Annotated in this window: 21 protein-coding genes; 12 read left to right on the top strand and 9 right to left on the bottom strand. The window is 65.2% G+C overall.

The window, feature by feature from the left end; translation table 11 throughout:
- Positions 1–6 precede the first annotated feature (6 nt).
- A complete protein-coding gene (locus tag BVG12_RS35675) occupies positions 7–1,761 on the top strand; it encodes a methyl-accepting chemotaxis protein (RefSeq protein WP_307189121.1) in 1,755 nt (584 codons plus the stop codon).
- A 171-nt stretch (positions 1,762–1,932) separates the two neighbouring features.
- Positions 1,933–3,978, top strand: a complete 2,046-nt coding sequence (locus tag BVG12_RS17160; protein ID WP_218921081.1) for a S9 family peptidase — start codon at positions 1,933–1,935, stop codon at positions 3,976–3,978.
- 108 nt (positions 3,979–4,086) lie between these two features.
- Here the strand turns inward: BVG12_RS17160 and BVG12_RS17165 are convergent, their stop codons facing one another.
- The 7 genes from BVG12_RS17165 to recA all read right to left on the bottom strand — a co-directional run bounded on the left by BVG12_RS17165 (position 4,087) and on the right by recA (position 10,938).
- Complete coding sequence (locus BVG12_RS17165; RefSeq protein WP_083685141.1) at positions 4,087–5,550, bottom strand: O-antigen ligase family protein; 1,464 nt, start codon at positions 5,548–5,550, stop codon at positions 4,087–4,089.
- 78 nt (positions 5,551–5,628) lie between these two features.
- Entirely contained in the window at positions 5,629–6,063 is a 435-nt protein-coding gene (locus BVG12_RS35165; RefSeq protein WP_075793457.1) for a pilin, read from the bottom strand.
- A 319-nt stretch (positions 6,064–6,382) separates the two neighbouring features.
- The gene (gene sucD / locus BVG12_RS17175) at positions 6,383–7,264 is read right to left on the bottom strand and encodes a succinate--CoA ligase subunit alpha (RefSeq protein ID WP_075793458.1); all 882 of its coding nucleotides are present in this window, start codon (positions 7,262–7,264) and stop codon (positions 6,383–6,385) included.
- 17 nt (positions 7,265–7,281) lie between these two features.
- The gene (gene sucC, locus BVG12_RS17180) at positions 7,282–8,451 is read right to left on the bottom strand and encodes an ADP-forming succinate--CoA ligase subunit beta (RefSeq protein WP_075793459.1); all 1,170 of its coding nucleotides are present in this window, start codon (positions 8,449–8,451) and stop codon (positions 7,282–7,284) included.
- Between the two features lie 88 nt (positions 8,452–8,539).
- The gene (locus tag BVG12_RS17185) at positions 8,540–9,097 is read right to left on the bottom strand and encodes a DUF2889 domain-containing protein (RefSeq protein ID WP_075793460.1); all 558 of its coding nucleotides are present in this window, start codon (positions 9,095–9,097) and stop codon (positions 8,540–8,542) included.
- 293 nt (positions 9,098–9,390) lie between these two features.
- Positions 9,391–9,849: a recombination regulator RecX gene (recX, locus tag BVG12_RS17190; protein ID WP_075793461.1), complete on the bottom strand. Its 459-nt coding sequence runs from the start codon at positions 9,847–9,849 to the stop codon at positions 9,391–9,393.
- Positions 9,850–9,858: 9 nt separating this feature from the next.
- Entirely contained in the window at positions 9,859–10,938 is a 1,080-nt protein-coding gene (recA, locus tag BVG12_RS17195) for a recombinase RecA (RefSeq protein ID WP_075793462.1), read from the bottom strand.
- 353 nt (positions 10,939–11,291) lie between these two features.
- Here recA and BVG12_RS17200 point away from each other — a divergent pair, with 353 nt between their 5' ends.
- The 4 genes from BVG12_RS17200 to BVG12_RS17215 are packed head-to-tail and all read left to right on the top strand — an operon-like array spanning position 11,292 to position 15,925.
- A complete protein-coding gene (locus BVG12_RS17200; protein ID WP_075793463.1) occupies positions 11,292–12,002 on the top strand; it encodes a response regulator in 711 nt (236 codons plus the stop codon).
- Positions 11,999–13,564 carry a sensor histidine kinase gene (locus BVG12_RS17205; protein ID WP_075793464.1) on the top strand — a complete coding sequence of 522 codons (1,566 nt, stop codon included), beginning with the start codon at positions 11,999–12,001 and terminating at the stop codon, positions 13,562–13,564. The genes BVG12_RS17200 and BVG12_RS17205 overlap by 4 nt, the downstream gene beginning before the upstream one ends.
- On the top strand, positions 13,536–13,841 hold the full coding sequence (locus tag BVG12_RS17210; protein WP_075793465.1) for a DUF4212 domain-containing protein: 306 nt from the start codon (positions 13,536–13,538) through the stop codon (positions 13,839–13,841). Before BVG12_RS17205 ends, BVG12_RS17210 begins: the two co-directional genes overlap by 29 nt.
- Positions 13,838–15,925 (top strand): sodium:solute symporter family protein, encoded by a 2,088-nt coding sequence (locus BVG12_RS17215; RefSeq protein ID WP_075793466.1) that lies wholly within the window; start codon positions 13,838–13,840, stop codon positions 15,923–15,925. Before BVG12_RS17210 ends, BVG12_RS17215 begins: the two co-directional genes overlap by 4 nt.
- Positions 15,926–15,970: 45 nt before the next feature.
- Here BVG12_RS17215 and purM read toward each other — a convergent pair whose 3' ends face one another.
- Positions 15,971–17,014: a phosphoribosylformylglycinamidine cyclo-ligase gene (gene purM, locus BVG12_RS17220; protein ID WP_075793467.1), complete on the bottom strand. Its 1,044-nt coding sequence runs from the start codon at positions 17,012–17,014 to the stop codon at positions 15,971–15,973.
- Between the two features lie 147 nt (positions 17,015–17,161).
- On the opposite strand from purM, the gene BVG12_RS17225 reads away from it, so the two are divergent.
- From BVG12_RS17225 to folK, 5 genes are read left to right on the top strand one after another with little or no spacing between them, the layout of a single operon-like run.
- On the top strand, positions 17,162–18,244 hold the full coding sequence (locus BVG12_RS17225; RefSeq protein WP_075793468.1) for an AI-2E family transporter: 1,083 nt from the start codon (positions 17,162–17,164) through the stop codon (positions 18,242–18,244).
- A 33-nt stretch (positions 18,245–18,277) separates the two neighbouring features.
- Complete coding sequence (gene hda, locus BVG12_RS17230) at positions 18,278–18,970, top strand: DnaA regulatory inactivator Hda (protein WP_075793469.1); 693 nt, start codon at positions 18,278–18,280, stop codon at positions 18,968–18,970.
- Positions 18,967–19,650: a histidinol-phosphatase gene (locus BVG12_RS17235; protein WP_075793470.1), complete on the top strand. Its 684-nt coding sequence runs from the start codon at positions 18,967–18,969 to the stop codon at positions 19,648–19,650. Before hda ends, BVG12_RS17235 begins: the two co-directional genes overlap by 4 nt.
- Positions 19,647–21,020 (top strand): polynucleotide adenylyltransferase PcnB, encoded by a 1,374-nt coding sequence (gene pcnB, locus BVG12_RS17240; RefSeq protein WP_075793471.1) that lies wholly within the window; start codon positions 19,647–19,649, stop codon positions 21,018–21,020. Before BVG12_RS17235 ends, pcnB begins: the two co-directional genes overlap by 4 nt.
- Positions 21,017–21,493 (top strand): 2-amino-4-hydroxy-6-hydroxymethyldihydropteridine diphosphokinase, encoded by a 477-nt coding sequence (gene folK / locus BVG12_RS17245; protein ID WP_075793472.1) that lies wholly within the window; start codon positions 21,017–21,019, stop codon positions 21,491–21,493. Before pcnB ends, folK begins: the two co-directional genes overlap by 4 nt.
- Here the strand turns inward: folK and BVG12_RS17250 are convergent.
- Entirely contained in the window at positions 21,490–22,707 is a 1,218-nt protein-coding gene (locus tag BVG12_RS17250; RefSeq protein WP_075793473.1) for an anion transporter, read from the bottom strand. The genes folK and BVG12_RS17250 overlap by 4 nt on opposite strands.
- Before the next feature lie 150 nt (positions 22,708–22,857).
- On the opposite strand from BVG12_RS17250, the gene panB reads away from it, so the two are divergent.
- The gene (panB, locus tag BVG12_RS17255) at positions 22,858–23,694 is read left to right on the top strand and encodes a 3-methyl-2-oxobutanoate hydroxymethyltransferase (protein WP_075793474.1); all 837 of its coding nucleotides are present in this window, start codon (positions 22,858–22,860) and stop codon (positions 23,692–23,694) included.
- The last annotated feature ends 3 nt before the right edge of the window (positions 23,695–23,697 follow it).

A 23,697-nucleotide genomic window follows, 5' to 3' on the forward strand; every position in this document is an offset into this window, starting at 1 on the left:
ACTTTTATGTTTCAACAGATGAAGGTCGGCACCCGGCTGACGCTGAGCTTTCTCGCCGTCGTCGTGCTTGGCGCCATCGTCGCCGGCATCGCGGTCTATAACATGACCCAGATGAACGAGCGCGCGAAACGCATGTACCAGAAGGAATTGCTGGGCATTGCCTACGTCAAGGAAGCGAGTCTCGACCAGGTCAACGTGGGCCGCGCCCTGCGCGGGGCCATGCTGGCATCGAGCGAGGAGCTGCGTGCGCAAAACCTGGCCACTGTCGACAAGTACAAGCAGCGGCTGCGGGAAAACCTCGACAAGGCCCGTCCGCTGTTCTACACGGATGACGGCAAGCGCACCTTCGCCGAAACCGATGCGCAGTTGCGCGAGTACGACGACGTCGCCGCGGAACTGGTCAAGCGCATGAAAGCGGAGCCGCTCGAACAGAAGCGCGACTCCGTCGACTACCTGTTCGGCACCTTCCTGCCGAAGGCGACGGCCATCGATGCCAAGTTGGCGGACCTCGTCCAAGGCAAAGAGAAACTTGCGCAGGAGTCCAATCTGTCGAACAAGAACGCGTATGAAAGCAGCCGCGCCACGATGCTGATCCTCGTCGCGCTCAGCGCCATGACGGGCATCGGCTTCGGCATCCTGATCACGCGCAGCCTGACGCGCCAGCTGGGCGGCGAACCCGCGTATGCCGCGGAGGTTGCCGGCCGCATCGCCGCCGGCGACCTGCGCACGGAGGTGCAACTGCGCGCCGGTGACGAGACGAGCCTGCTGTTCGCGATGAAATCCATGCGCGACCGCCTGGCCCGCATCGTCAGCGAAGTGCGCCAGGGCACGGACGCCATCGCCTCGGCCTCCAACGAAATCGCGAGCGGCAACCTGGACCTGTCGTCGCGCACGGAAGAACAGGCCAGCTCGCTCGAGGAAACGGCATCGTCGATGGAACAGCTGACGTCGACCGTGAAGCAGAACGCCGACAACGCGCGCCAGGCCAACGTGCTGGCGCAGACGGCGTCGAACGTGGCCGGCCAGGGCGGCGACGTCGTGGCCCAGGTCGTGCAGACGATGGGCTCGATCAACGACTCGTCGAAGAAGATCGTGGACATCATCACCGTCATCGACGGCATCGCGTTCCAGACGAATATCCTGGCGCTGAACGCTGCGGTGGAAGCCGCGCGCGCCGGCGAGCAGGGCCGCGGCTTTGCCGTCGTCGCGGGTGAAGTGCGGACGCTGGCCCAGCGCTCGGCCGCCGCCGCCAAGGAAATCAAGGCCCTGATCGGCGACTCCGTCGACAAGGTCGAGGCCGGCACCAAGCTGGTCGACCAGGCCGGCAGCACGATGACCGAAGTGGTCACGAGCATCCAGCACGTGACGGACATCATGGCCGAGATCAGTGCCGCCAGCCAGGAACAGACCAGCGGCATCGAGCAGATCAACCAGGCGATCAGCCAGATGGACAATGTGACCCAGCAGAACGCCAGCCTCGTCGAGGAAGCGGCGGCGGCGTCGGAAGCCCTGCAGAGCCAGGCCGTCAAGCTGGCGGAACTGGTCAGCGTGTTCCAGATCGACGACCGCGCGCCGGCAGCCGTGCCCGCCCGCAGGACGCCCGTGCGCGCCGAACCGGTCATGACGACGCCGGCGGCACCGGCAGCAAAGCTGGCGGCGCCGGCGGCCAAGCCCGCCGCTGCGGTCGTCAAGCCTGTGCCCGCCCGCGCCCCCGTGAAAGCGACTGCCAGCACGGCCGCGGAGGAGTGGGAAGAGTTCTGATCCCGCTTGATCCCTGGCGTCCGTACGACATATTGCCCCCGCCCGGCCGGGGGCTTTTTTTCGCCTGACCGGTCTTTCTGCGTGTTAAATTGCTGCCTTCCACCGGCCGCGCCCAGCAAGCGGGGCCGTGTATTCACAAGCCACAAGCGAGAGGACAGGATGAAATTACGTATGCTGGCGCTGGCCGCGGCCCTGACGGGCACGGCACTCGGCGCGACGGCCGCACCGCGCGGATTCACGGTCGAGGACCTGGTGACGATGGAGCGGGTCGGCAGCCCGGCGGTGTCGCCGGACGGCGGCCGCGTCGTCTACACGGTGCGGACGACCGATATGGGCAAGAACCGCGGTCATACCGACCTCTACCTCGTCGACCTGCGCGCCGCCAACCCGGCGCCGCAGCGCCTGACGTCGGACGCCGCCAGCAGCACGGATCCGGAATGGTCGCCGAACGGCGACGCCATCTATTTCATCTCGTCGCGCTCGGGTTCGGGCCAGGTGTGGCGCGTGCCGGCGCTTGGGGGCGACGCTGTCCGCGTGACGGACCTGCCGCTCGACGTGGACGCCTTCCGCGTCGCACCGACCGGCGACCGCATCGCCTTGAGCCTGGCCGTGTTCCGCGACTGCGCCGACCTCGCCTGCACGAAAGCGCGCCTGGACGCGAAGGAAAAAGACAAGGCCAGCGGCAAAATCTACGACCGCCTGTTCGTGCGCCATTGGGACACGTGGTCCGATGGCCGCAATGCCGTGCTGTACTCGGCGCCGCTGGACGCGTCCGGCCGCGTCAACGGTACGCCCGTCAGCCTGTCGGGCTCGCTGGACGGCGACGTGCCGTCGAAGCCGTTCGGCGACCGCGAGGAATTCCGCTTCAGCCCGGACGGCAAGACCGTCGTGTTCTCGGTGCGCATCGCCGGCAAGACCGAGGCGTGGTCGACCAACTTCGACCTGTACTCGGTCCCGGCCACGGGCGGCACGCCGCGCAACCTGACGGCCGACAATAACGCCTGGGATACGAAAGGCGTGTTCTCGCCGGACGGCCGCACCCTCGCCTACCTGGCGATGACCCGGCCCGGCTTCGAAGCGGACCGTTACCACATCGTGCTGCTCGATCTCGCCACCGGCAAGAAGCGCAACGTGGCCGAAAGCTGGGACCGCTCGCCGGGCAGCATCCAGTGGACGGCCGACGGCAAGACGCTCGTCGCGGACGCCGAGGACATCGGCCAGCACCGGCTGTTCGCCATCGACGTCGCCGGCGGGAAGGTCTCGCCGCTGACCGACAAGGGCGCGATCGGCGGCTTCGACGTGCGCGGCAACACCGTCGCCTACACCCAGGCGAATCTGGCGTCCGGCGCGCAATTGTTCAGCATGCAGCTAGGCAGCAACAAGCCGGTGCAACTGACCCACGTGAACGAACAAAAACTGGCGGACGTACGCTGGGGCGAATATGAACAGTTTTCGTTCAAGGGCGCGAACGGCGACACCGTCTACGGCCACGTGATGAAGCCATGGAATTATGAGCCGGGCAAGAAGTACCCGATCGCCTTCCTCGTGCACGGCGGCCCGCAGGGCAGCTTCGGCAACGGCTGGAGCTACCGCTGGAACCCGCAGGTGTATGCGGGCGCCGGCTACGCGACCGTGTTCATCGATTTCCACGGCTCGACCGGCTATGGCCAGAAATTCACGGATGCCATCAGTGGCGACTGGGGCGGCAAGCCGCTCGAGGACCTGAAAAAAGGTCTGGCCGCGGCCGAGGCGAAATATGCCTGGCTGGACCGCTCGCACGCATGCGCGCTGGGCGCCTCATACGGCGGCTATATGATGAACTGGATCGAGGGCAACTGGTCGGACGGGTTCAAATGCATCGTCAACCACGACGGCGTGTTCGACACCCGCGGCATGGCCTATTCCACCGAAGAACAATGGTTCACCGACTGGGAAAACGGCGGCCCGTATTTCACCGTACCGGAAAAGCATGAGCGCTTCAACCCCGTGCTGCACGTGAACAAGTGGAAGACGCCGATGCTCGTCGTGCAGGGCGACCTCGACTTCCGCATCCCGACGGCCCAGGGCCTGTCCACGTTCACGGCACTGCAGCGCCGCGGCATCGACAGCAAGCTGCTCGTGTTCCCGGACGAGAATCACTGGGTCCTGAAACCCGCCAACTCGTTGCTGTGGCATCACACCGTCATCGGCTGGCTGGATCAGCACCTGAAACAGTAAATGACGGACCTGGATCCGGTGCGCTGCACGCTGTTGCGGAATCTGACGTATGAAGGGTTGCCGGCGGATCGGCAAAAGATCGTGTAAGCGCCGCCGGCCCGCTATCGCTCAAAAAAAGCCCAGTTCCCACAGGCGCGGCCAGCGCAGGCCCCGGTTCACGGCGGCGTTCGGCGTACCGTCGTTCATCACGTCGACGACATCGGCGTAGACGCCCCCGGCCAGGGCAACCAGCGCGACCAGCAGGATCAACATGGTGGCGAGTCGCGTTGCCCCGCCGGCTGCACGCGGCGGCTGCGCCGCCGGGGCGCTCATGCGTACCCAGGCAATGGCGAATCCGAGGTACAGGGCGATCGCCAACTGGCTCTGGGGCATCACGATCAGGCCCGAAACCAGGCCGTCGACGAGCACCGCGGCGCCGCTGACCAGCAATGCCGGCAATACGACACTGCCGCCTTCGACGGACGACATGCCCGCGCGCGAACGCACGAGCGCACTCATGCCCTGGAACAAGGCGAAGCCAAGCAACGGCAGCGCCGGCAAGCCCCACTCGACCGCAATCTGCAGCACCCAGTCATGCGGATGCGCCGCCAGGCGGAAGCGGAGCGCATCGTGGGCGAAGTGCATGGGACCGACGCCGAACCAGGGATGCTGGCGGATCAGTTCGAGAGCATTTCCCCATATAAAGGAGCGCATGCTCGAAGGATCGTTCTTGCTACGTTCGAGCGCATAGTCGAGGGCGCCGAAGCTGCCGTTGCCGGCGAGCACCGGCACGATGACGAGGAAGACGACATACATGGCGATACCGCCTGCGAAGGTCACCGCGAATGTCTTCAGGTAGGCGACTGCGGAACGCCGCAGCACGATCGCGGCGAACACGACGCCGGCCGCGAGTCCCAGCAGGCTGCCGCGGCCCGTCGTGGCGATGATGCTGAGCCACCAGAGCGATACCAGCGTCAGCCAGAGGTAACGCAAGCGGGACGCGCGTGGCGTCAGGCAGCAAAGGAGGACCAGCAGCGGAAGCAGCACCGTCTGCGTATGGTTGAAAAAGCGGATATTGCTGAAGCCGGGCGCGAAGTCCAGGGCTTCCAGATGGGTGCCAAGCGCGAATGAAGCGCAGTAATTGACGACGATGCGCACCGCATGCAGCACGGCGGCGCAACCGAGGGCCTGCAGCGCTATCTGCATCACCGGCATGCCGCCGCGCTGGACCTGGGCGGCGATTGCCAGCGCCATGGCCAGCAGCAGCACGAACATCGCCACCTCGACCCCGGCATAACCGGGCGCGTAGGCCATCGTGGCGGCCACGGCACCGTAGGCGAAAAACAGGGCGAGGCTGCGGCCTCCCCAGGAAGCGCCGAAGAACGCGATCAGCCCATCGGATCGGGCGAGGACAAGGGTGAGTCCTGCCAGCAGCAGGAACGCGATTTCATGGATACGCTGCTCGTCGTGTCCTATCCTGCTCAAGAAATTGATCCCCAAAACGACAATCAAGGCGAACAGGTAAGCGGCCGGCACGATCCGCTTCCAAACGGGATGATTGTCAAGCTTGGCGGTTGCAGTCGTTGTCGTCATGGCGGAAAGTAATAAAAAATGCCGCCCAGCTTACACTGAGCGGCATTTTCAGAAGGATCGTCGGGAGACGAGGTCCGATTAGCTCTGGCCGACGCAGACGCCGGTGGTGCCGATCAGCTTTTGCTTGATAGTCGCTGCGGCGCAGCTCCAGCCACCGTTGACATCGCGGGTCAGGACGATATTCTGGCCGGAGACGGTCGACGGGCCGCCGACGATGGCGCAGGTCAGCGTGGTGCCGGTCACGGTGAAGCTCGAGCAGTTGGCGGTGGCGGTGGTCGACAAGCCGACGTCTGCAGGCGTGCTCGGCGTTGCGCCTTCGTTCAGCTTGACTTCAAAGGCGGTCTTGCCGGCCGACACTTCGCCCAGCGCGGCGGCGAATTTCGACTTGGCGACGTAGTCCTGGTAAGCCGGGATCGCCACGGCGGCCAGGATACCGATAATCGCGACAACGATCATCAGTTCGATCAGGGTGAAGCCGGCTTGGGCCTTCTTGACGATTTTCGGTGCTTTCATGATGTTTCTCCAGGTTGGGGGCACTGCAAATTAAAGGGTGTTTCGTATTCGGTACTGCTTGCTTCTGCCCTGTACTATATGCAACCGCCGTGCCAGGTCGTTTCCGTATGGAATCGTTAGCACCGTGCTATCAAATTGTGGGTTTTCGCGTGTTTTCCGCATTGCCGCATGACAATTTTTGTCACCGGGCATGGCGAAAATTGTCATCCTGCCGGATTTTGTTGAGTTGCGACAAAAATTGTCAGCTTGTCGTGCCCGCCTGGACGAAAAAAAACGGGACGCCGAAGCGTCCCGTTTCATCGGATACGGATCCGCGGGATTACAGCATCGCCTTCAGCAGACGCGCCATTTCCGACGGGTTCTTAGTCACCGTAATGCCGCAGGCTTCCATGATTTCCAGCTTGGCTTGCGCGGTGTCGGCACCGCCCGAAATCAGCGCGCCGGCGTGGCCCATGCGCTTGCCCGGCGGCGCGGTGACGCCAGCGATGAAGCCGACGACCGGCTTCTTCATGTTGTCCTTGATCCAGTAAGCAGCGTTGGCCTCGTCCGGGCCGCCGATCTCGCCGATCATGATGACGGCGTCCGTGTCCGGATCGTCGTTGAACATCTTCATCACGTCGATGTGCTTCAGACCGTTGATCGGGTCGCCGCCGATGCCGACTGCCGACGATTGGCCCAGGCCCAGCGCGGTCAGCTGACCGACGGCTTCGTACGTCAGCGTGCCCGAACGGGACACGACGCCGATGCGGCCTTTCTTGTGGATGTGACCCGGCATGATGCCGATCTTGATCTCGTCCGGCGTGATCAGACCCGGGCAGTTCGGGCCCAGCAGCAGGGTCTTCGAACCGGCCTTGGCCATGCGATCCTTGACTTCCATCATGTCACGGACGGGGATGCCTTCGGTGATGCAAATCGCCAGGTCCAGCTCGGCTTCGACGGCTTCCCAAATGGCGGCGGCGGCGCCTGCCGGCGGGACGTAGATGACCGACACGGTGGCGCCGGTTTCCTGCTTGGCTTCCTTGACGCTCGCGAAGATGGGGATACCCTCGAAGTCCTCACCGGCTTTCTTCGGGTTCACGCCGGCAACGAAGGCTTCACGGCCGTTCGCGTAGTCGCGGCACATGCGGGTGTGGAATTGGCCGGTCTTGCCGGTGATACCTTGGGTGATGACTTTGGTGTCTTTGTTAATCAGAATCGACATTTTATTTCCTTCGCGAATTAAGCTTGGCCAGCTGCAGCGGCAACGACCTGCTTCGCTGCGTCTTCCATGGTGTCAGCCGAGATGATCGGCAGGCCGGAGTCGGCCAGCATCTTCTTGCCCAGGTCTTCGTTGGTGCCCTTCATGCGGACGACCAGCGGCACTTGCAGCGACACGGCCTTCGATGCGGTGATCACGCCTTCGGCGATCACGTCGCAGCGCATGATGCCGCCGAAGATGTTGACCAGGATGGCTTTCAGGCCCGGGTTCTTCAGCATGATCTTGAAGGCTTCCGTGACCTTCTCGGCGGTCGCGCCGCCGCCGACGTCCAGGAAGTTGGCCGGCTCGCCGCCGAACAGCTTGATGGTGTCCATGGTGGCCATGGCCAGGCCGGCGCCGTTCACCAGGCAGCCGATGTTGCCGTCCAGCGAGATGTAGGCCAGGTCGAATTTCGATGCTTCGACTTCAGCCGGATCTTCTTCGTCCAGGTCGCGGTAGGCGACGATTTCCGGATGGCGGAACAGGGCGTTCGAGTCGAAGTTGAACTTGGCGTCCAGGGCGATGACTTTGCCGTCGCCGGTCAGGATCAGCGGGTTGATTTCGGCCAGCGATGCGTCGGTGTCCCAGTAGGCTTTGTACAGGCCTTGCAGGTTGGCGCGGGCAGCCGGGATCGAGGCTTCCGGCACGCCGATCTTGGCGGCGATGCTGTCAGCGTCGGCGTCGGTCAGGCCGACGGCCGGATCGATGGCGATGGTGTGGATCTTTTCCGGGTTGCTGTGTGCGACTTCTTCGATGTCCATGCCGCCTTCCGACGAGGCCATCAGCACGACGCGCTGGGTGACGCGGTCGGTGACCATCGACACGTACAGTTCTTTCTTGATGTCGGCGCCTTCTTCGATCAGCAGGCGGCGGACTTTCTGGCCTTCCGGACCGGTCTGGTGGGTCACCAGCTGCATGCCCAGGATCTGGTTCGCGTATTCACGCACTTGTTCCAGCGACTTGGCGACTTTCACGCCGCCGCCCTTGCCGCGGCCGCCAGCATGGATCTGGGCCTTGACCACCCAGACCGGACCGCCCAGCTCTTCAGCTGCCTTGACAGCCTCGTCAACCGACAAGCACGGAATGCCGCGCGGAACGGTCACTCCGAATTTTCGGAGGATCTCTTTGCCCTGATACTCATGGATTTTCATGCTGGCTTCCCTTCTTCTGTTACTGATGTAGTTTAGAAATGCGAATGAATAAATAAAGCGACAAATCCGGAGTCTACTCCGGACAACACTACCCCGGCACCGCCTTTAGCGACCAGCGCGGATAGTACGTTTCGACGGCGGGGCCATCGAGGCGCAGTGCGTGGCAGCGGTCCAGTTCGTAAGGCCGCTCGGTCGAGGTATCGACCGAACGGTTGGCCATCGCGTCATCGGCGAAGGCCTGGATTGCCGCGGTGGGCAGGACTTGCGCGAGTTCGGTCAGGTGGGTGCAGCCGAGTACCCCGGACAGGCGGTCCTTCAGATGCAATCGGAAATGTTTCAGCAGCGACAAGCCGATCAGCTTTTTATAAGCAGGAGCAATGGTGTCGCAGAAACCGGGATAGGGTACGGCGTCGGACGCGGCTTCGGCGTCGACGATATTCATGTCGCGGTCGATGGTCACGCGCAGCTTGAGTTCGTGCACCGGCAGGCCGGCCGGGCGGGAACCGGAAGGCAGGGCAATGTCATGCGTCTTGGTGTCGCGGATGCAGGCGTCGAGATCCCACAGGCCATCGTCGCGCGCGAACACGTCGACAGTGATGGCGCGCGTGTGCCGAGGCTTACGCGGAGCGGGTGGAGACAGGGGCATAAACACCAATGCCGGAATGCGGCGAAAAAATTTGCAGCCGTTGTGCCTGATGCACGTTGCCGCAGCTTCTACGGCAACAACCGCTCTTGCGGCGCTGCTTAAACCATGAAAGTTTAGCACAGGGTGCCGGCCTGTGCACCGTATCCTCAGTTGCCCAAGGGTTTATGAAGGGAAGATAAGGGAAGATGTTGCGAAGTTGTGATGACGAAAGCGCAAGCTTGTGCGCGTGGCTGCGTCATCGAACTGTCATAAACAAGACCGCAGTCCGTCATTCACAACAGTGAGAAGCGGGATCAGAGATCGTCTTCGTCGTCGCCGCCCTTCAGCGCGGCACGCACCGCGCTTTGGGAAAAGCCACGTTGCAGCAGAAAGCGCATCTGCTTGCTGCGCTCTTCGGCATCTTGCGGAACCCGGTTGAACTTGCGGCGCCAGACCTCACGCGCCCGTGCCGTTTCGGATTCCTTCAGTTCGGACTTGAGCTCGTCGAACGCTTCGCCGTTGACGCCATGCTGCTGGAGTTCGGCAAGTACCCGCGCGTTGCCGTAGCGGCCCGCACGCCGGTTCACCAGCGATTCGGCAAAGCGCTCCTGCGACAGCCAGTTGTTCTTTTCAAGGAAATCGAGGAGGGCTTCGACGTCGTCGCCCTCCTCCGCATATCGAGACAATTTGCGCGCCAGTTCGAGCCGGCTGTGCTCGCGCGTCGATAAATATTTCAACGCGCGAGCCTTGAGGCTCAGCTGCTGGCGCACCATCGAGGACGATTACTCGTCGTCGCCGACGGAGGCCAGCTGGGGCGCATCGCCACCGACCGGACCCGGCGGCAGTTCGCGCACGCCCAGGGCGGCGCGGACCTTGTTCTCGATCTCGCGTGCCAGTGCCGGACGCTCCTTCAAGAAGATACGCGCATTGTCCTTGCCCTGGCCGATGCGTTCGCCGCCGTAGCTGTACCACGAACCCGACTTCTCGACGATCTTGTTGTCCACGCCCAGGTCGATGATCTCGCCTTCGCGCGACGTGCCTTCGCCGTACAGGATGTCGAAGTGCGCTTCCTTGAACGGGGGCGCGATCTTGTTCTTGACGACCTTGACCTTGGTTTCGTTACCGATCACCTCGTCGCCAGTCTTGATCGAGCCGGTACGGCGGATGTCCAGACGCACGGAGGCGTAGAACTTCAGCGCGTTACCGCCGGTCGTCGTTTCCGGGCTGCCGAACATGACGCCGATCTTCATACGGATCTGGTTAATGAAGATCACCAGGGTGTTCGTACGGTTGATCGATGCGGTCAGCTTGCGCAGCGCCTGGGACATCAGACGGGCTTGCAGGCCCGGCAGGGAATCGCCCATGTCGCCTTCGATCTCGGCGCGCGGCGTCAGCGCCGCCACCGAGTCGATGACCACCATGTCGACGCTGCCCGAACGCACGAGCGCGTCCGTGATTTCCAGTGCCTGCTCACCCGTGTCCGGCTGCGAGATCAGCAGCTCGTCCAGCTTGATGCCCAGCTTTTGCGCATAGGTCACGTCCAGCGCGTGTTCGGCGTCGATGAACGCGCAGGTGCCGCCCAGCTTCTGCATCTGGGCGATGGTCTGCAGGGTCAGCGTCGTCTTACCCGACGATTCCGGACCATAGATCTCGACGATACGGCCGCGCGGCAGGCCGCCGACGCCGAGGGCGATGTCCAGGCCCAGCGAACCGGTCGAGACGGTTTGCACTTCCTCGACGGGCGCATTGGTATCCATGCGCATCACCGAGCCTTTACCAAATTGCTTTTCGATCTGCGCGAGGGCTGCTGCCAGCGCCTTGCCCTTCTCGGCTGCATTTACTGCGGATTTTTTGTCGTCCATAACTTTCTTTCTGTCCTAGAGTGATCCAAGGTGTGGGCCGCTCGCGCGATTTCAATAGGAAGTACTGTATAAAATCCCAGTGGTTTTGGCAAGCGTTATTTACAGTCGTGTGACAATCCGTTGACCGATTCGACTTGTTACGCAATATCCAACACAATATACGAAACAACGAAGGGAACCTTGAAAAACCGTCGCGAGCGGCCGCAACGCAGTTCGACAAGCGCAGCTGTACGAGCGGTACAGCCGGTCCGCCGTCACGGCGCATCGCAGCCTGCGCGGCCCGGTCCGCAGTGCAACGCGCAGCAGGTTTTTCGACGTTCTCTAATGTCCAAGCCAGAAACGAGGGAGCCGAGATGCGTATTTTACTTGCCGAAGATGACAGCGTGCTCGCTGACGGGTTGACGCGCTCGCTGCGCCAGTCCGGCTACGCGATCGATTGCGTGAAGAACGGCCAGGACGCCGACACCGCGCTGTCCACCCAGGAATTCGACCTGCTGATCCTCGACCTCGGCCTGCCCAAGCTGTCCGGCCTGGACGTGCTGCGCCGCCTGCGCGCGCGCGGCTCGCTGCTGCCCGTGCTGATCCTCACCGCGGCCGACTCCATCGAACAGCGCGTGGGCGGCCTCGACGCCGGCGCCGACGACTATATGCCGAAACCGTTCGCCCTGTCGGAACTGGAAGCGCGCGTGCGCGCCCTCACCCGGCGCGGCCAGGGTGGCGGCTCGACCGTCATCCGCCACGGGCCGCTCGTGTACGACCAGGTCGGCCGCAGCGCCTACATCAACGACCAGATGCTCGACCTGTCCGCGCGCGAACTGGGCCTGCTGGAAATCCTGCTGGCGCGCACTGGCCGCCTCGTGTCGAAGGAACAGCTCGTCGACCACCTGTGCGAATGGGGCGAAGAGGTGTCGAACAACGCCATCGAGGTCTACGTGCACCGCCTGCGCAAGAAGATCGAGACGGGCGGCATCCGCATCGCCACCGTGCGCGGACTGGGCTATTGCCTCGAGCGTCACGCGGACAGCGCCCACAAGAGCGCCGAAGCGGCCAGCGGCCACAAGTGAAACGATTCAAGCGGCGCGCCGCCGGGCCCGATCCGCTCGCCGTCGCGGAACCGCTCGACGAGCTCTACGTTCCGCCCAAACCCGAGCCGGAAGAAAGCATCCAGCACTCGCTGTTCGGCGAGATCCTCGACTGGATGCTGGCGCCGCTGCTGCTGCTGTGGCCGATGAGCATCGCGATCACGTACCTGGTCGCGAAATCGATCGCGAATCAGCCGTTCGACCACGCGCTGGAAGACAGCGTCACGGTGCTCGCCCAGCAGGTCAAGGAAGTGGACGGCAAAGTGGTCGCGCGCCTCCCCAGCACCGCGCGCGACATCCTGCGCGCCGACGACGTCGACAGCGTCTATTTCCAGATCAGCGGCCCGCACGGCGAGATCGTCGACGGCGACCGCGACCTGCCGCTGCCGAACGCGGACGACGCCGAACGCAGCGGCCGCGTGCACTTCCGCACCGAGACCCTGCACGGCGCGCCGATCCGCATCGCCTATGCCTGGGTCAACCTGCAGCCGCTGCTGGACGCTTCTCAGGAACCGCGCCTGGCCCTCGTGCAAGTGGCGGAAACGCTGGAAAAGCGCGCGCAGCTGGCCAACGAGATCATCAAGGGCGTGATCCTGCCCCAGTTCATCATCCTGCCCGTGATCCTGGCTCTCGTCTGGTTCGCCCTGTCACGCGGGCTGTCGCCGCTGGCCCAGCTGCAGGAACGCATCCGCGCCAGGCCTCCGGACGATTTATCGCCGATCGATTCGCGCCAGGTGCCGGAAGAGATCTCGCCGCTCGTCGGCTCGCTGAACGACATGCTGGCGCGTCTCGCGCACACGATCGCCGCGCAGAAGCGCTTCATCGCCGACGCCGCGCACCAGATGAAGACGCCGCTCGCGGGCATGCGCATGCAATCGGAACTGGCGCTGCGCCAGGTCGACCCGAACGAGATCCACCGCTCGCTCGAACAGCTGGCCAAGAGTTCGGAATCCGCCACGCGCCTCGTGAACCAGCTGCTGGCGCTGGCGCGCGCGGAAAACCAGCCGCATGCCGGGCTGGCGTTGGCCCCGCTCGACCTGGCCGCACTCGCGCGCGACGTCGTGCAGGACTGGGTGCAAGCCTCGTTCGCGCACGAGATCGACCTCGGTTACGAGGTCATCGGCGATCCGCCGGAAATCGCGGGCAGCGCCATCATGTTGCGCGAGCTGCTGTCCAACCTCATCGACAACGCGCTGCGCTACACGCCGGCCCAAGGCAGCGTCACCGTGCGAGTGCGCGGGACGAACATCGGCAACGGCGACCAGGCCTTGCTGGAAGTGGAGGACACCGGCCCCGGCATCGCGCCGTCCGAGCGCCACCGCGTGTTCGAGCGCTTCTACCGCATCCTCGGCTCCAGCGTGCCCGGCTCCGGCCTGGGCCTGGCCATCGTGCGCGAGATCGCGCAGCAGCACGGGGCCGAGATCGAGATCTTCAACAACCCGCGCAGCACGCACAAGAAATTCCCGGGCAGCCTGTTCCGGCTGACCTTCCCGCCCACCGTCACGCCTGTCCCCGATGCCGACCGAGACCGCCCCTTCATCTGACACCGACCGCGCACGCGTCTATGCCGCGCGCGCCGCGCACTGGGCCAGAGCGCGCCGCCTGGTCGCGCTGTTGCTGGCGCTGTGGCTCGCCACGAGCTTTTGCACCGTGTTCTTCGCGCGCGACCTCGCGCACCTGTCCGTGTTCGGCTGGCCGCTGTCGTTCTACCTCGCGGCGCAGGGCGCGTCGCTGATTTATCTGGCCATCATCGGCGCGTACGCCTGGCGCATGCGCATCCTCGACCGCGAGTTCCGGCGCATGCTGGAGGCACGCCCATGACCGGCGCGGCACCGTCCACCGCGGCTTCGCCGTCCGCGAAGACGCGCAGCTATTTCCGCCGACTGGCGCGCTACTATGCATGGTTCACGATCTGCTTCGCCCTGTTCCTCGGGGCGCTGGCGATCCTGGAAAACGAAGGCATGCCGCGCCAGTGGATCGGCCACCTGTACATGTTCGCCACGATCGTCCTGTACGCGATCATCGGCGTCGTCAGCCGCACGTCGAACGTGTCGGAGTACTACGTGGCCGGGCGGCGCGTGCCCGCGCTGTTCAACGGCATGGCGACGGCGGCCGACTGGATCTCGGCGGCCAGCTTCATCAGCCTCGCCGGCACGCTGTACCTGCACGGCTTCGACGCCCTCGCCTACGTGATGGGCTGGACGGGCGGCTACTGCCTCGTCGCGCTCCTGATCGCGCCCTATCTGCGCCGCTTCGCCCAGTACACGATTCCCGATTTCCTGGCGGCGCGCTACGGCGGCGAGACCGGCACGCAGCGGGGCAACCTGGTGCGCGCGCTGGCCGTCGGCGCCACCATCGTCGTCTCGTTCACGTACGTCGTCGCGCAGATCTACGCAGTGGGGCTGATCGCGTCGCGCTTCACGGGCGTCGATTTCTCGGTCGGCATCTTCCTCGGCCTCGCCAGCATCCTCGTGTGCTCGTTCCTGGGCGGCATGCGCGCCATCACGTGGACGCAGGTGGCGCAATACATCATCATCCTCGTCGCCTTCCTGATCCCGACGATCTGGCTGTCGATGAAATTCGCGGGCAACCCCGTGCCGCAGGTGGCCTACGGTTCCGTGCTGCCCAAGCTGGCCAAGCGCGAGGCCCAGCTGGCGGCGGATCCGCGCGAGGCCGAAGTCCGTGCCGCTTTCCGCGCCCGCGCCGACGACTACGACAAACGCCTGGCCGGCCTGCCGCATTCCTGGGAGGCCGGCAAGATCGACGCGCAGCGCCGCCTGGACAAGGCGCGCGGCCGCAACGCGCCGCTCACCGAAGTGCGCACGGCCGAGCGCGAACTGCTGGACTATCCGCGCACGGCCGACGAAGCCGCGCATGTGTGGAGCGACCTGCGCGCCGCCAATCTCGCGCGCGCCCAGCCGCCCGAACCCCATGCGGAGCCGTTCCCCGGCAAGACGCGGCAGGAGTCAAGCATCCGCCGCAACAATTTTCTCGCGCTCGTGTTCTGCCTGATGTTCGGCACGGCCGCGCTGCCCCACATCCTGATGCGCGCGTACACGACGCCGTCCGTGCACGAGACGCGCGTGTCCGTGTTCTGGACGCTGTTCTTCATCCTGCTGATCTACCTGACGATGCCGGCGCTGGCGGTGCTCGCCAAGTACGACATCTACACGGCCCTCGTCGGCAGCAGCTACGATTCCCTGCCGACCTGGGTCTCGTACTGGGCCAACGTCGACAAGGCGAATCCGCTGATCAGCATCGTCGACGTCAACGGCGACGGCATCGTGCAGCTGGCCGAGATCGCGATCGACGGCGACGTGCTGACCTTGGCCACGCCGGAGATCGGCGGACTGCCGTACGTGATTTCCGGCCTGGTCGCGGCGGGCGGCCTGGCGGCGGCGCTGTCCACGGCGGACGGCCTGCTGCTGGCGATCTCGAACGCGCTGTCGCACGACATCTACTTCAAGATCGTCGATCCGGGCGCCTCCACGCAGAAGCGCGTGACGATCTCCAAGCTGCTGCTGCTCGCCGTCGCCTTCATCGCGGCGTACGTCGCGTCGCAGAAGCCGGCGGACATCCTGTCGCTCGTCGGCGCCGCGTTCTCGCTCGCGGGGTCGACCATGTTCCCGGCGCTGGTGGCGGGCGTGTTCTGGAAGCGGGCCAATTTCGCGGGCGCGATCGCGGGCATGGCGACCGGATTCCTCGTCTGCATCTACTACATGCTGCACACGAATCCGATGCTGGGCGGGAGCCTGGACGGCGTCTGGTTCCACATCGCGCCCATCTCGGCCGGCGTGTTCGGCGTGCCGGCGGGCGCCCTGGCGCTCGTCGTGGCCAGCCTGCTGACCGCGCCGCCGCCGCGCGAAAGCGGAGGGCTCGTGGAGCATATCCGGGCGCCGGAATGACAACGGGGCGCCGCGGCGCCCCGTTTCAACATGAAGCCGGCAGGCTTATTCGACGATCGTCTGCGCCTGGCCTTCGCCGCGCGCGCGGATCTCGCCGATGCGGTACACGGTCTCGCCGGCCGCCTTCAGCTGGGCTTCGGCCGCGTCGGCGTTGTCCTTCGAGACGATGACCGTCATGCCGATGCCGCAGTTGAACACGCGGTGCATCTCGGCATCCGCCACGCCGCCGTGCTGCTGCAGCCACTGGAACAGCGGCGGCAGGGTCCACGACTTGCTGTCCAGCACGGCCGTCAGGTTATCGGCCAGCACGCGCGGGATGTTCTCGACGAGGCCGCCGCCCGTGATGTGCACGAGGCCCTTCACTTCCATCGCCTGCATCAGCGCCAGCAGCGGCTTGACGTAGATGCGGGTCGGCTGCATCAGCGCGTCGGACAGCTTGCGGCCGTGGAAGTCGGCTTCCAGGTCGGGCTTGGAGACTTCGATGATCTTGCGCACCAGCGAGTAGCCGTTCGAGTGGATGCCCGACGAGGCCAGGCCCAGCACGACGTCGCCCGGGGCGATCTTGGTGCCGTCGATGATCTGCGATTTTTCCACGGCGCCGACGGCGAAGCCGGCCAGGTCGTATTCGCCGTCCGGGTACATGCTCGGCATCTCGGCCGTCTCGCCGCCGATCAGGGCGCAGCCGGCCTGTTCGCAGCCAGCGGCGATGCCTTTGACGACGGCGGTCGCGGTCGTCACGTCCAGCTTGCCGCAAGCGAAGTAATCCAGGAAGAACAGCGGCTCGGCACCCTGCACGAGGATGTCGTTGACGCTCATGGCGACGAGGTCGATGCCGACCGTGTCGTGGCGGTTCAATTCGAACGCGAGTTTCAGCTTGGTGCCGACGCCGTCGGTGCCGGACACGAGAACCGGTTCCTTGTATTTTTTGCTGATCTCGAACAGCGCACCGAAACCGCCGATGCCGCCGAGCACGCCTTCGCGCATGGTGCGCTTGGCAAATGGTTTGATCGCTTCGACCAGGGCGTCGCCGGCATCGATATCGACACCAGCGTCGCGGTAGGAGAGAGAAACATTAGATGGTTGGCTCATGGTATTTGGCAGCGGAGGCGGTAAAATAGTAGGCGGTTGACAACTGGACATTAGACGGCGTGAACTGTCGGTAGCCAGCCGGTCAATCCATTATTTTATCAAAACGGCCTGCCGCGGCACCGTTTTAACGGTCAGAACAACAATTACATGCCTTTTTCCCTCAGCCCGGAGCAAAAACAATCAGCGTTTTGGTTGGCACTCTGGCTGGCTTGCGGTCTGCTGCTGTACGCCCTCGGGCCCATCCTCACCCCGTTCATCGCCGCCGCCATCCTCGCCTACGCGCTGAACGGCGCCGTCGACCGGCTCGAACGCGTGCGCCTCGGCAAATTCCACCTGCCGCGCTCGCTCGCCGTCGTGGCCGTGATCGTGGCGTTCCTGGCGGCCGTCGGCGCCCTCGTCCTGATCGTCGTGCCGGTGCTGCGCACGGAATTGCCGCTGCTGCAGGCCCAGATCCCGGACGCGCTGGCCCGCATCGACACCATGTTGCGGCCCCGGCTGGCGCAGCTGGGCATCCACATCAAGCTGGACGGCAGCAGCCTGCGCACCATCCTCACGCAGCAGATCATGACGTCCAGCGACGAGATCTGGACGACGGTGCTCGCCTCGGCCCGCGTGGGCGGCAGCGCGCTGCTCGGCTGGATCGCCACAAGCATCCTGATCCCGGTCGTCCTGTTCTACCTGCTGCTGGACTGGCACCGCCTGCTGCGCCAGCTGCAGGACGCCGTGCCGCGCCGCTGGGTGAATCCGACCGTGGACATGGCCCTGGAAGTCAACGCCCTGCTGGCCCAGTACCTGCGCGGCCAGCTGCTCGTGATGCTGGTGCTGGCCCTGTACTACTCGGCGGCGCTGGCGCTGGCCGGCTTCGAGGTGGCGCTGCCGGTCGGCATATTGACGGGGCTGCTCGTCTTCATTCCCTATCTGGGCTACGGCCTGGGGCTGGTGCTGGCGCTGACGGCCGCCATCCTGCAGTTTTCCGACTGGAGCGGCGTGATCGCCGTGGCCGTGATCTACGGCGCGGGACAGGTCATCGAGGGCTTTTTCCTCACGCCGCGCCTCGTCGGCGAGCGCATCGGGCTCAATCCCTTGGCGGTGATTTTCGCCCTGCTCGCCTTCGGCCAGCTGTTCGGCTTCGTGGGCGTGCTGCTGGCGCTGCCCGCGTCGGCGGTGCTGATGGTGGCGTTTCGCCACTTGAAACGCCACTATCTGCGCAGCAGCTTCTATAATGCGTGATTCACACGCACACGACATGATGAGAACCGAGCCATGAAACAGCTGGTGCTCGATTTGGGCGCCGAGCCGGCGCAAAGCCTCGACACCTTCCAGATAGGGGAAAATGCCGAAATGGCGCATTTGATGCACCAGTTCGCCCAGCGCGCATCGCGCGAGCATTTCTGCTACCTGTGGGGAGAGACGGGCGCCGGCAAGACGCACCTGCTGCAGGGCCTCGCCGCCACCGATGGCGCGCGCTACATCGCGGCCAATGCCGGTGCGGACGCATTCGTATTGACACACGACGTGAGCCTGTACCTCGTCGACGACGTCGACCAGCTCTCGCCCGAGCGCCAGATCGACGCCTTCGCCCTGTTCAACCAGGTGCGCGAACATGGCGCGTACATGGTGTGCACGGGCCCCGTGCCGCCGGCCGTGCTGCCCGTGCGCGAAGACCTGCGCACGCGCATGGGCTGGGGCCTCGTATACCAGATCCACGGCTTGTCCGACGACCAGAAGATCGCCGCCCTCACGCAGGCCGCGGAAGCCCGCGGTTTGACGCTGTCGGCCAGCGTGTTACCCTATCTGCTGTCCCATTTCAAGCGCGACATGCGCTCCCTGTCGACCATGCTGGATGCGCTCGACCAATATTCGCTCGAGACACAGCGTCCGGTCACGGTACCGCTGCTGCGCGATCTATTGCTTCAGGGAAACCCCGGCAGTCCACACTCCGAACCAAAAGAATGAACGACCTCGCGCTGTTTGACCTCGACCACACCCTCCTGCCGATCGATTCCGACTACGAATGGGGCCAGTTCCTCGTGCGCCAGGGCGTCGTCGACGCCGGCGAACACCAGCGCCGCAACGACGCCTTCTTCGCGCAGTACAACGCCGGCACGCTCGATCCGGTCGAATACCTCGAATTCGCCCTCGGCACCCTGGCCCGCTTCGACCCGGCCCATTTGAAAGACCTGCAGGCGCAATACATGCGCGACGTGGTCAAGCCAAGCATCCGTCCGAAGGCGCTTGAGCTCGTGCGCAAGCACCAGGACGCGGGCGACCTCGTGGCGATCATCACGGCGACCAATGCGTTCGTCACCGCGCCGATCGCGCGCGAGTTCGGCGTGGAGCACCTGATCGCCGCGCGCCCCGAGCTGGACGAACGCGGCCACCCGACCGGCAAGCTGGCCGGCACGCCCACGCAGGGCCACGGCAAGGTCGTGCACATGCACGCATGGCTGGAAGGCCTGGGCCGTCCGTTCGACAGCTTCCAGCGCAGCTGGTTCTACAGCGATTCGCACAACGATATCCCGCTGCTGTCGGTCGTCTCGCACCCGATCGCGACCAATCCGAGCGACAAACTGAAACAACACGCAACCGCCCTCGGCTGGACCTTATTGCATCTCTTCGATGCACCTGTTCAATGATCAAAAAATTCATTCGCAAAATTCTGGGCGTCAAAACCGAGCGCGACCCGACCGAACCCGTCATCCTCGGGCCGGAGCAGCACGGCATCGATCCCAAGCTCGTGTCGAACAACGCGGTGCGCGTCACGCAGACCCTGCAGGAAGCCGGTTTCAAAGCGTTCGTCGTCGGCGGCGCCGTGCGCGACCTGCTCCTGGGCGTGAAGCCGAAAGACTTCGACATCGCCACCGACGCCACGCCCGAGGAAGTCAAAAAGCTGTTCCGCCGCGCCTTCATCATCGGCCGCCGCTTCCAGATCGTGCACGTGATGTTCGGCCAGGACCTGCTGGAGGTGACCACGTTCCGCGGCAAGGGCAGCGACAACGCGCCGAAGGACGAGCATGGCCGGGTCCTGCGCGACAATAACTTCGGTCCGCAGCACGAAGACGCCGAGCGCCGCGACTTCACGATCAACGCGATGTACTACGACCCGGCCACGCAGACGGTGCTCGATTACCACGGCGGCATCGAAGACATCCGCGCCAAGGTCCTGCGCATCATCGGCCAGCCGGAAGCGCGCTACCGCGAAGATCCGGTGCGCATGCTGCGCGTCGTGCGCTTCGCGGCCAAGCTGCAATTCACCATCGAGCCCGCGACCCGCGCGCCGATCCCCGTGATGGCCCCGCTCATCAACAACGTGCCGGCCGCGCGCGTGTTCGACGAAATGCTGAAGCTCCTGATGAGCGGCCACGCGCTGGCCTGCCTGAAGGAGCTGCGCTCGTCCGGCCTGCACCACGGCCTGCTGCCGCTGCTCGACGTCGTGCTGGAACAGCCGATCGGCATGAAGTTCGTCACGCTCGCCCTCGAATCCACGGATACCCGCGTCAAAGCCGGCAAGGGCGTGTCGCCGGGCTTCCTGTTCGCGTCGCTGCTGTGGCACCAGGTGCTGGAAAAGTGGAACGCCTACCGCGCGGCCGGCGAATCGCCGATCCCCGCGCTGCACCTGGCGGCGGACGACGTCCTCGACAACCAGACCGAGAACCTGGCCCTGCAGCGCCGCATCGCCACCGACATGCGCGACATCTGGGCCATGCAGCCCCGCTTCGAACGCCGCAACGGCAAGTCGCCATATAAGCTGCTGGAGCATCCGCGCTTCCGCGCCGGCTTCGACTTCCTGCTGCTGCGCTGCGAATCGGGCGAGCTCGATGCGGAGATCGGCAACTGGTGGGCGACGTTCTACGCCGGCGACGTGGCCGAGCGCGAACGCCTGATCAACTCGGCGCGCGACATCCCGCCGTCCGGCCAAAAGAAGCGCCCGCGCCGCCGCGGTCCGCGCCGCGCGGAAGGTGAAAGCGGCGCACCGGCCGACGCACAGGCCGCGGGCGGCGAATGATCGCCTGGGTCGGCATCGGCGCCAACCTGGGCGACGCGCGCGCGAACGTGCTGGACGCCATCGAGCTTTTGTCCCGCCTGCCGGGTGCGACGCTGCTGCAAACGTCGTCGCTGTACCGCACGGCCCCGATCGACTCTTCCGGCGACGACTACGTCAACGCCGTCGCCTCGCTCGACACGGACCTCGACGCGCACGCCCTGCTGCAGGCGCTGTTCGCCATCGAACAGGCCCACGGCCGCGAGCGCCCCTACCGCAACGCGCCGCGCACGCTGGACCTCGACCTGCTGTTGTACGGCGACCAGGTCATCGATGATGCGCCCGGCTTGACCGTCCCGCACCCGCGCATGCACGAGCGCGCGTTCGTGCTCGCGCCGCTGGCCGAAGTGGCGCCCGGTCTCGTCATCCCCGGCCGTGGCGCCGTGGCCGCGCTGCTCGCGGGCGTCGGCGACCAGGGCATCGCCGTCCTGAATTAAAAACGCAGCGCCAGGTACACGCCGGAGACGGCCAGCGTCATGAGGGCGACAGGCACGCCCACGCGCGCGTGGCGCCGCCAGTCGATGACGATGCCGCGCCGCGCCGCCGCATCGACGACGATGATGTTCGCGATGCTCCCGACGATCAGCAGATTCCCCGCCAGCGTGCTGACCAGCGCCAGCATGACCCCGCCCATCGGATGATGCACGACGGGGATCAGGAGCATCACGGCGGGCACGTTGGACACCAGGTTGGACAGCACGAGCGTGGCAGCGAACAACGCGCCCGGCTGATCCAGCCGCACACCGAGCGACGCGAGCCAGGCGATGGCGTGTTCCGTCAATCCCGTGCGCTGGAACGCGGCGTTCACGACGAAGAGGCTCATGAACAGCACCAGCAATTCCCAGTCGACGAGCCCCAGCATGTTGCGGGAACGCAGCTGGCGGCTCATCAACAGGATGCCCGCGCCGATCAGCGCCATGTGCTCCCTGGGCCACGGTGCGACGAGGAAGCCCACCAGCAGCGCGCCGGCAATCGTCAAGCCCTTGGTCGTTTGCCAGGCATCGAACGGGATGTTCGCCGCCTCGGACCCGGTGTCGGCCGCGCTCTCCTCCCAGCATCCCTTGGTCTGCCACGCGATCAGCGCCCAGCTCGCGGCGAGTCCCAACGCGACCGGGATGATCGCATCCAGAAAATAACCGTCGAACGACAGCCGCATCGTCTGGCCGATCAGCATGTTCTGCGGATTGCCGATCAGCGTCGCGGCGGAGCCGATGTTCGATGCGCACGCGAGCGCCAGCAAATACGGGACCGGCGCGAGCCGGCGCCGCCGGCACGCGTCGACGAGCAGCGGCGCCATGGCCAGGCAGACGATATCGTTGCTGAACACGGCCGACAGCGCCGCGGCGACGACGATCAGCACGCCCAGCAGGCTGGCGGGACTCAGCGCCAGCCCGGCCAGTTTATTGGTGACCCAGTCGTAGAACCCGCCCAGCCGCATCTGCGCCGAGACGACCATGAAGGCGAACAGCAGGGCCATCGTCGGCAGGTGGATCGACGCGACCGCCTGCTCCAGGCTCAACGCATTGATGCTGATGAGCGCGATCGCCCCGAGCAGCGCGACGCCGGTCCGGTCGAGCCGCAGGAACGGCAGCCCGCCGAGGATCATGCCGAGATAGACGACGAGGAAGATAACGAGGATGGTCGTGGCCATTGGGGTGACGAAGTCTGTCGGTGGCGTTTTCAGGTAAGATCGCGCATCTTAACAAACGATGCCGGGCACGCCTGTGACCGCATGCTTGCCCGAGGCGCGTGACCAAGCCGGGGCGATCCTCCGGCATATCTTGATTTGCAAAGGAATACTATGAGCGCTTATTTGGGCGGAAACGCGACGAACGAGGCACCGGTGCGCAAGGCCGTGACCCTGCCCTCGCTGCTGGCGATGCGCGCGGCCGGCGAGAAGATCGCCATGCTCACCTGCTACGACGCCAGCTTCGCGTCGCTGATGGACCGCTGCGGCGTGGACATCCTCCTGATCGGCGACTCGCTGGGCATGGTGTGCGCCGGCTACGACTCGACCTTGCCCGTGACGGTGGCGGACGTCGCCTACCACACCGCGTCCGTCGTGCGCGGCCGCAAACACGCGTTCGTGCTGGCCGACCTGCCGTTCGGCAGCTACGGCACCCTGCAGCAGGCTTACGACAGCTGCGCCGCCCTGATGCGCGCGGGCGCCCAGATGATCAAGATCGAGGGCGGCGCCTGGCTCGCGGAGACCGTGCGCTTCCTGACCGACCGCGGCATCCCCGTCTGCGCCCACATCGGTCTCACGCCGCAATTCGTCCACCAGCTGGGCGGCTACCGCGTGCAGGGCAAGACCGACGAAGGCGCGGAGCAGCTCAAGCGCGACGCGCAGGCGCTGCAGGACGCCGGCGCGGCGATGGTGCTGCTGGAAGCGGTGCCGGCGGCGCTGGGCAAGGAAGTAACGGGCATGCTGCACGTGCCGACCATCGGCATCGGCGCGGGTCCGGACTGCTCGGGCCAGGTGCTCGTCATGCACGACCTGCTGGGCGTCTTCCCGGGCCGCAAGGCGCGCTTCGTGAAGAACTTCATGGAAGGCCAGACGAGCATCGACGCGGCCGTGCAAGCCTACGTGGCGGCCGTCAAGGACGGCAGCTTCCCGGCGCCGGAACACTGCTTCTGATGC

Origin of the sequence: Massilia putida (assembly GCF_001941825.1) — a bacterium.
Classification (GTDB): domain Bacteria; phylum Pseudomonadota; class Gammaproteobacteria; order Burkholderiales; family Burkholderiaceae_D; genus Telluria; species Telluria putida.

Bases quoted from the DNA above. Each gene is read 5' to 3' on its own strand.
- pcnB (WP_075793471.1), top strand. From the start codon at position 19,647: ATGATCAAAAAATTCATTCGCAAAATTCTGGGCGTCAAAACCGAGCGC.
- BVG12_RS17160 (WP_218921081.1), top strand. From the start codon at position 1,933: ATGCTGGCGCTGGCCGCGGCCCTGACGGGCACGGCACTCGGCGCGACG.
- panB (WP_075793474.1), top strand. From the start codon at position 22,858: ATGAGCGCTTATTTGGGCGGAAACGCGACGAACGAGGCACCGGTGCGC.
- BVG12_RS35165 (WP_075793457.1), bottom strand. From the start codon at position 6,063: ATGAAAGCACCGAAAATCGTCAAGAAGGCCCAAGCCGGCTTCACCCTG.
- BVG12_RS35675 (WP_307189121.1), top strand. From the start codon at position 7: ATGTTTCAACAGATGAAGGTCGGCACCCGGCTGACGCTGAGCTTTCTC.
- BVG12_RS17250 (WP_075793473.1), bottom strand. From the start codon at position 22,707: ATGGCCACGACCATCCTCGTTATCTTCCTCGTCGTCTATCTCGGCATG.
- purM (WP_075793467.1), bottom strand. From the start codon at position 17,014: ATGAGCCAACCATCTAATGTTTCTCTCTCCTACCGCGACGCTGGTGTC.
- sucD (WP_075793458.1), bottom strand. From the start codon at position 7,264: ATGTCGATTCTGATTAACAAAGACACCAAAGTCATCACCCAAGGTATC.
- BVG12_RS17225 (WP_075793468.1), top strand. From the start codon at position 17,162: ATGCCTTTTTCCCTCAGCCCGGAGCAAAAACAATCAGCGTTTTGGTTG.
- recX (WP_075793461.1), bottom strand. From the start codon at position 9,849: ATGGTGCGCCAGCAGCTGAGCCTCAAGGCTCGCGCGTTGAAATATTTA.
- BVG12_RS17235 (WP_075793470.1), top strand. From the start codon at position 18,967: ATGAACGACCTCGCGCTGTTTGACCTCGACCACACCCTCCTGCCGATC.
- hda (WP_075793469.1), top strand. From the start codon at position 18,278: ATGAAACAGCTGGTGCTCGATTTGGGCGCCGAGCCGGCGCAAAGCCTC.
- BVG12_RS17215 (WP_075793466.1), top strand. From the start codon at position 13,838: ATGACCGGCGCGGCACCGTCCACCGCGGCTTCGCCGTCCGCGAAGACG.
- BVG12_RS17210 (WP_075793465.1), top strand. From the start codon at position 13,536: ATGCCGACCGAGACCGCCCCTTCATCTGACACCGACCGCGCACGCGTC.
- folK (WP_075793472.1), top strand. From the start codon at position 21,017: ATGATCGCCTGGGTCGGCATCGGCGCCAACCTGGGCGACGCGCGCGCG.
- recA (WP_075793462.1), bottom strand. From the start codon at position 10,938: ATGGACGACAAAAAATCCGCAGTAAATGCAGCCGAGAAGGGCAAGGCG.
- BVG12_RS17185 (WP_075793460.1), bottom strand. From the start codon at position 9,097: ATGCCCCTGTCTCCACCCGCTCCGCGTAAGCCTCGGCACACGCGCGCC.
- sucC (WP_075793459.1), bottom strand. From the start codon at position 8,451: ATGAAAATCCATGAGTATCAGGGCAAAGAGATCCTCCGAAAATTCGGA.
- BVG12_RS17165 (WP_083685141.1), bottom strand. From the start codon at position 5,550: ATGACGACAACGACTGCAACCGCCAAGCTTGACAATCATCCCGTTTGG.
- BVG12_RS17200 (WP_075793463.1), top strand. From the start codon at position 11,292: ATGCGTATTTTACTTGCCGAAGATGACAGCGTGCTCGCTGACGGGTTG.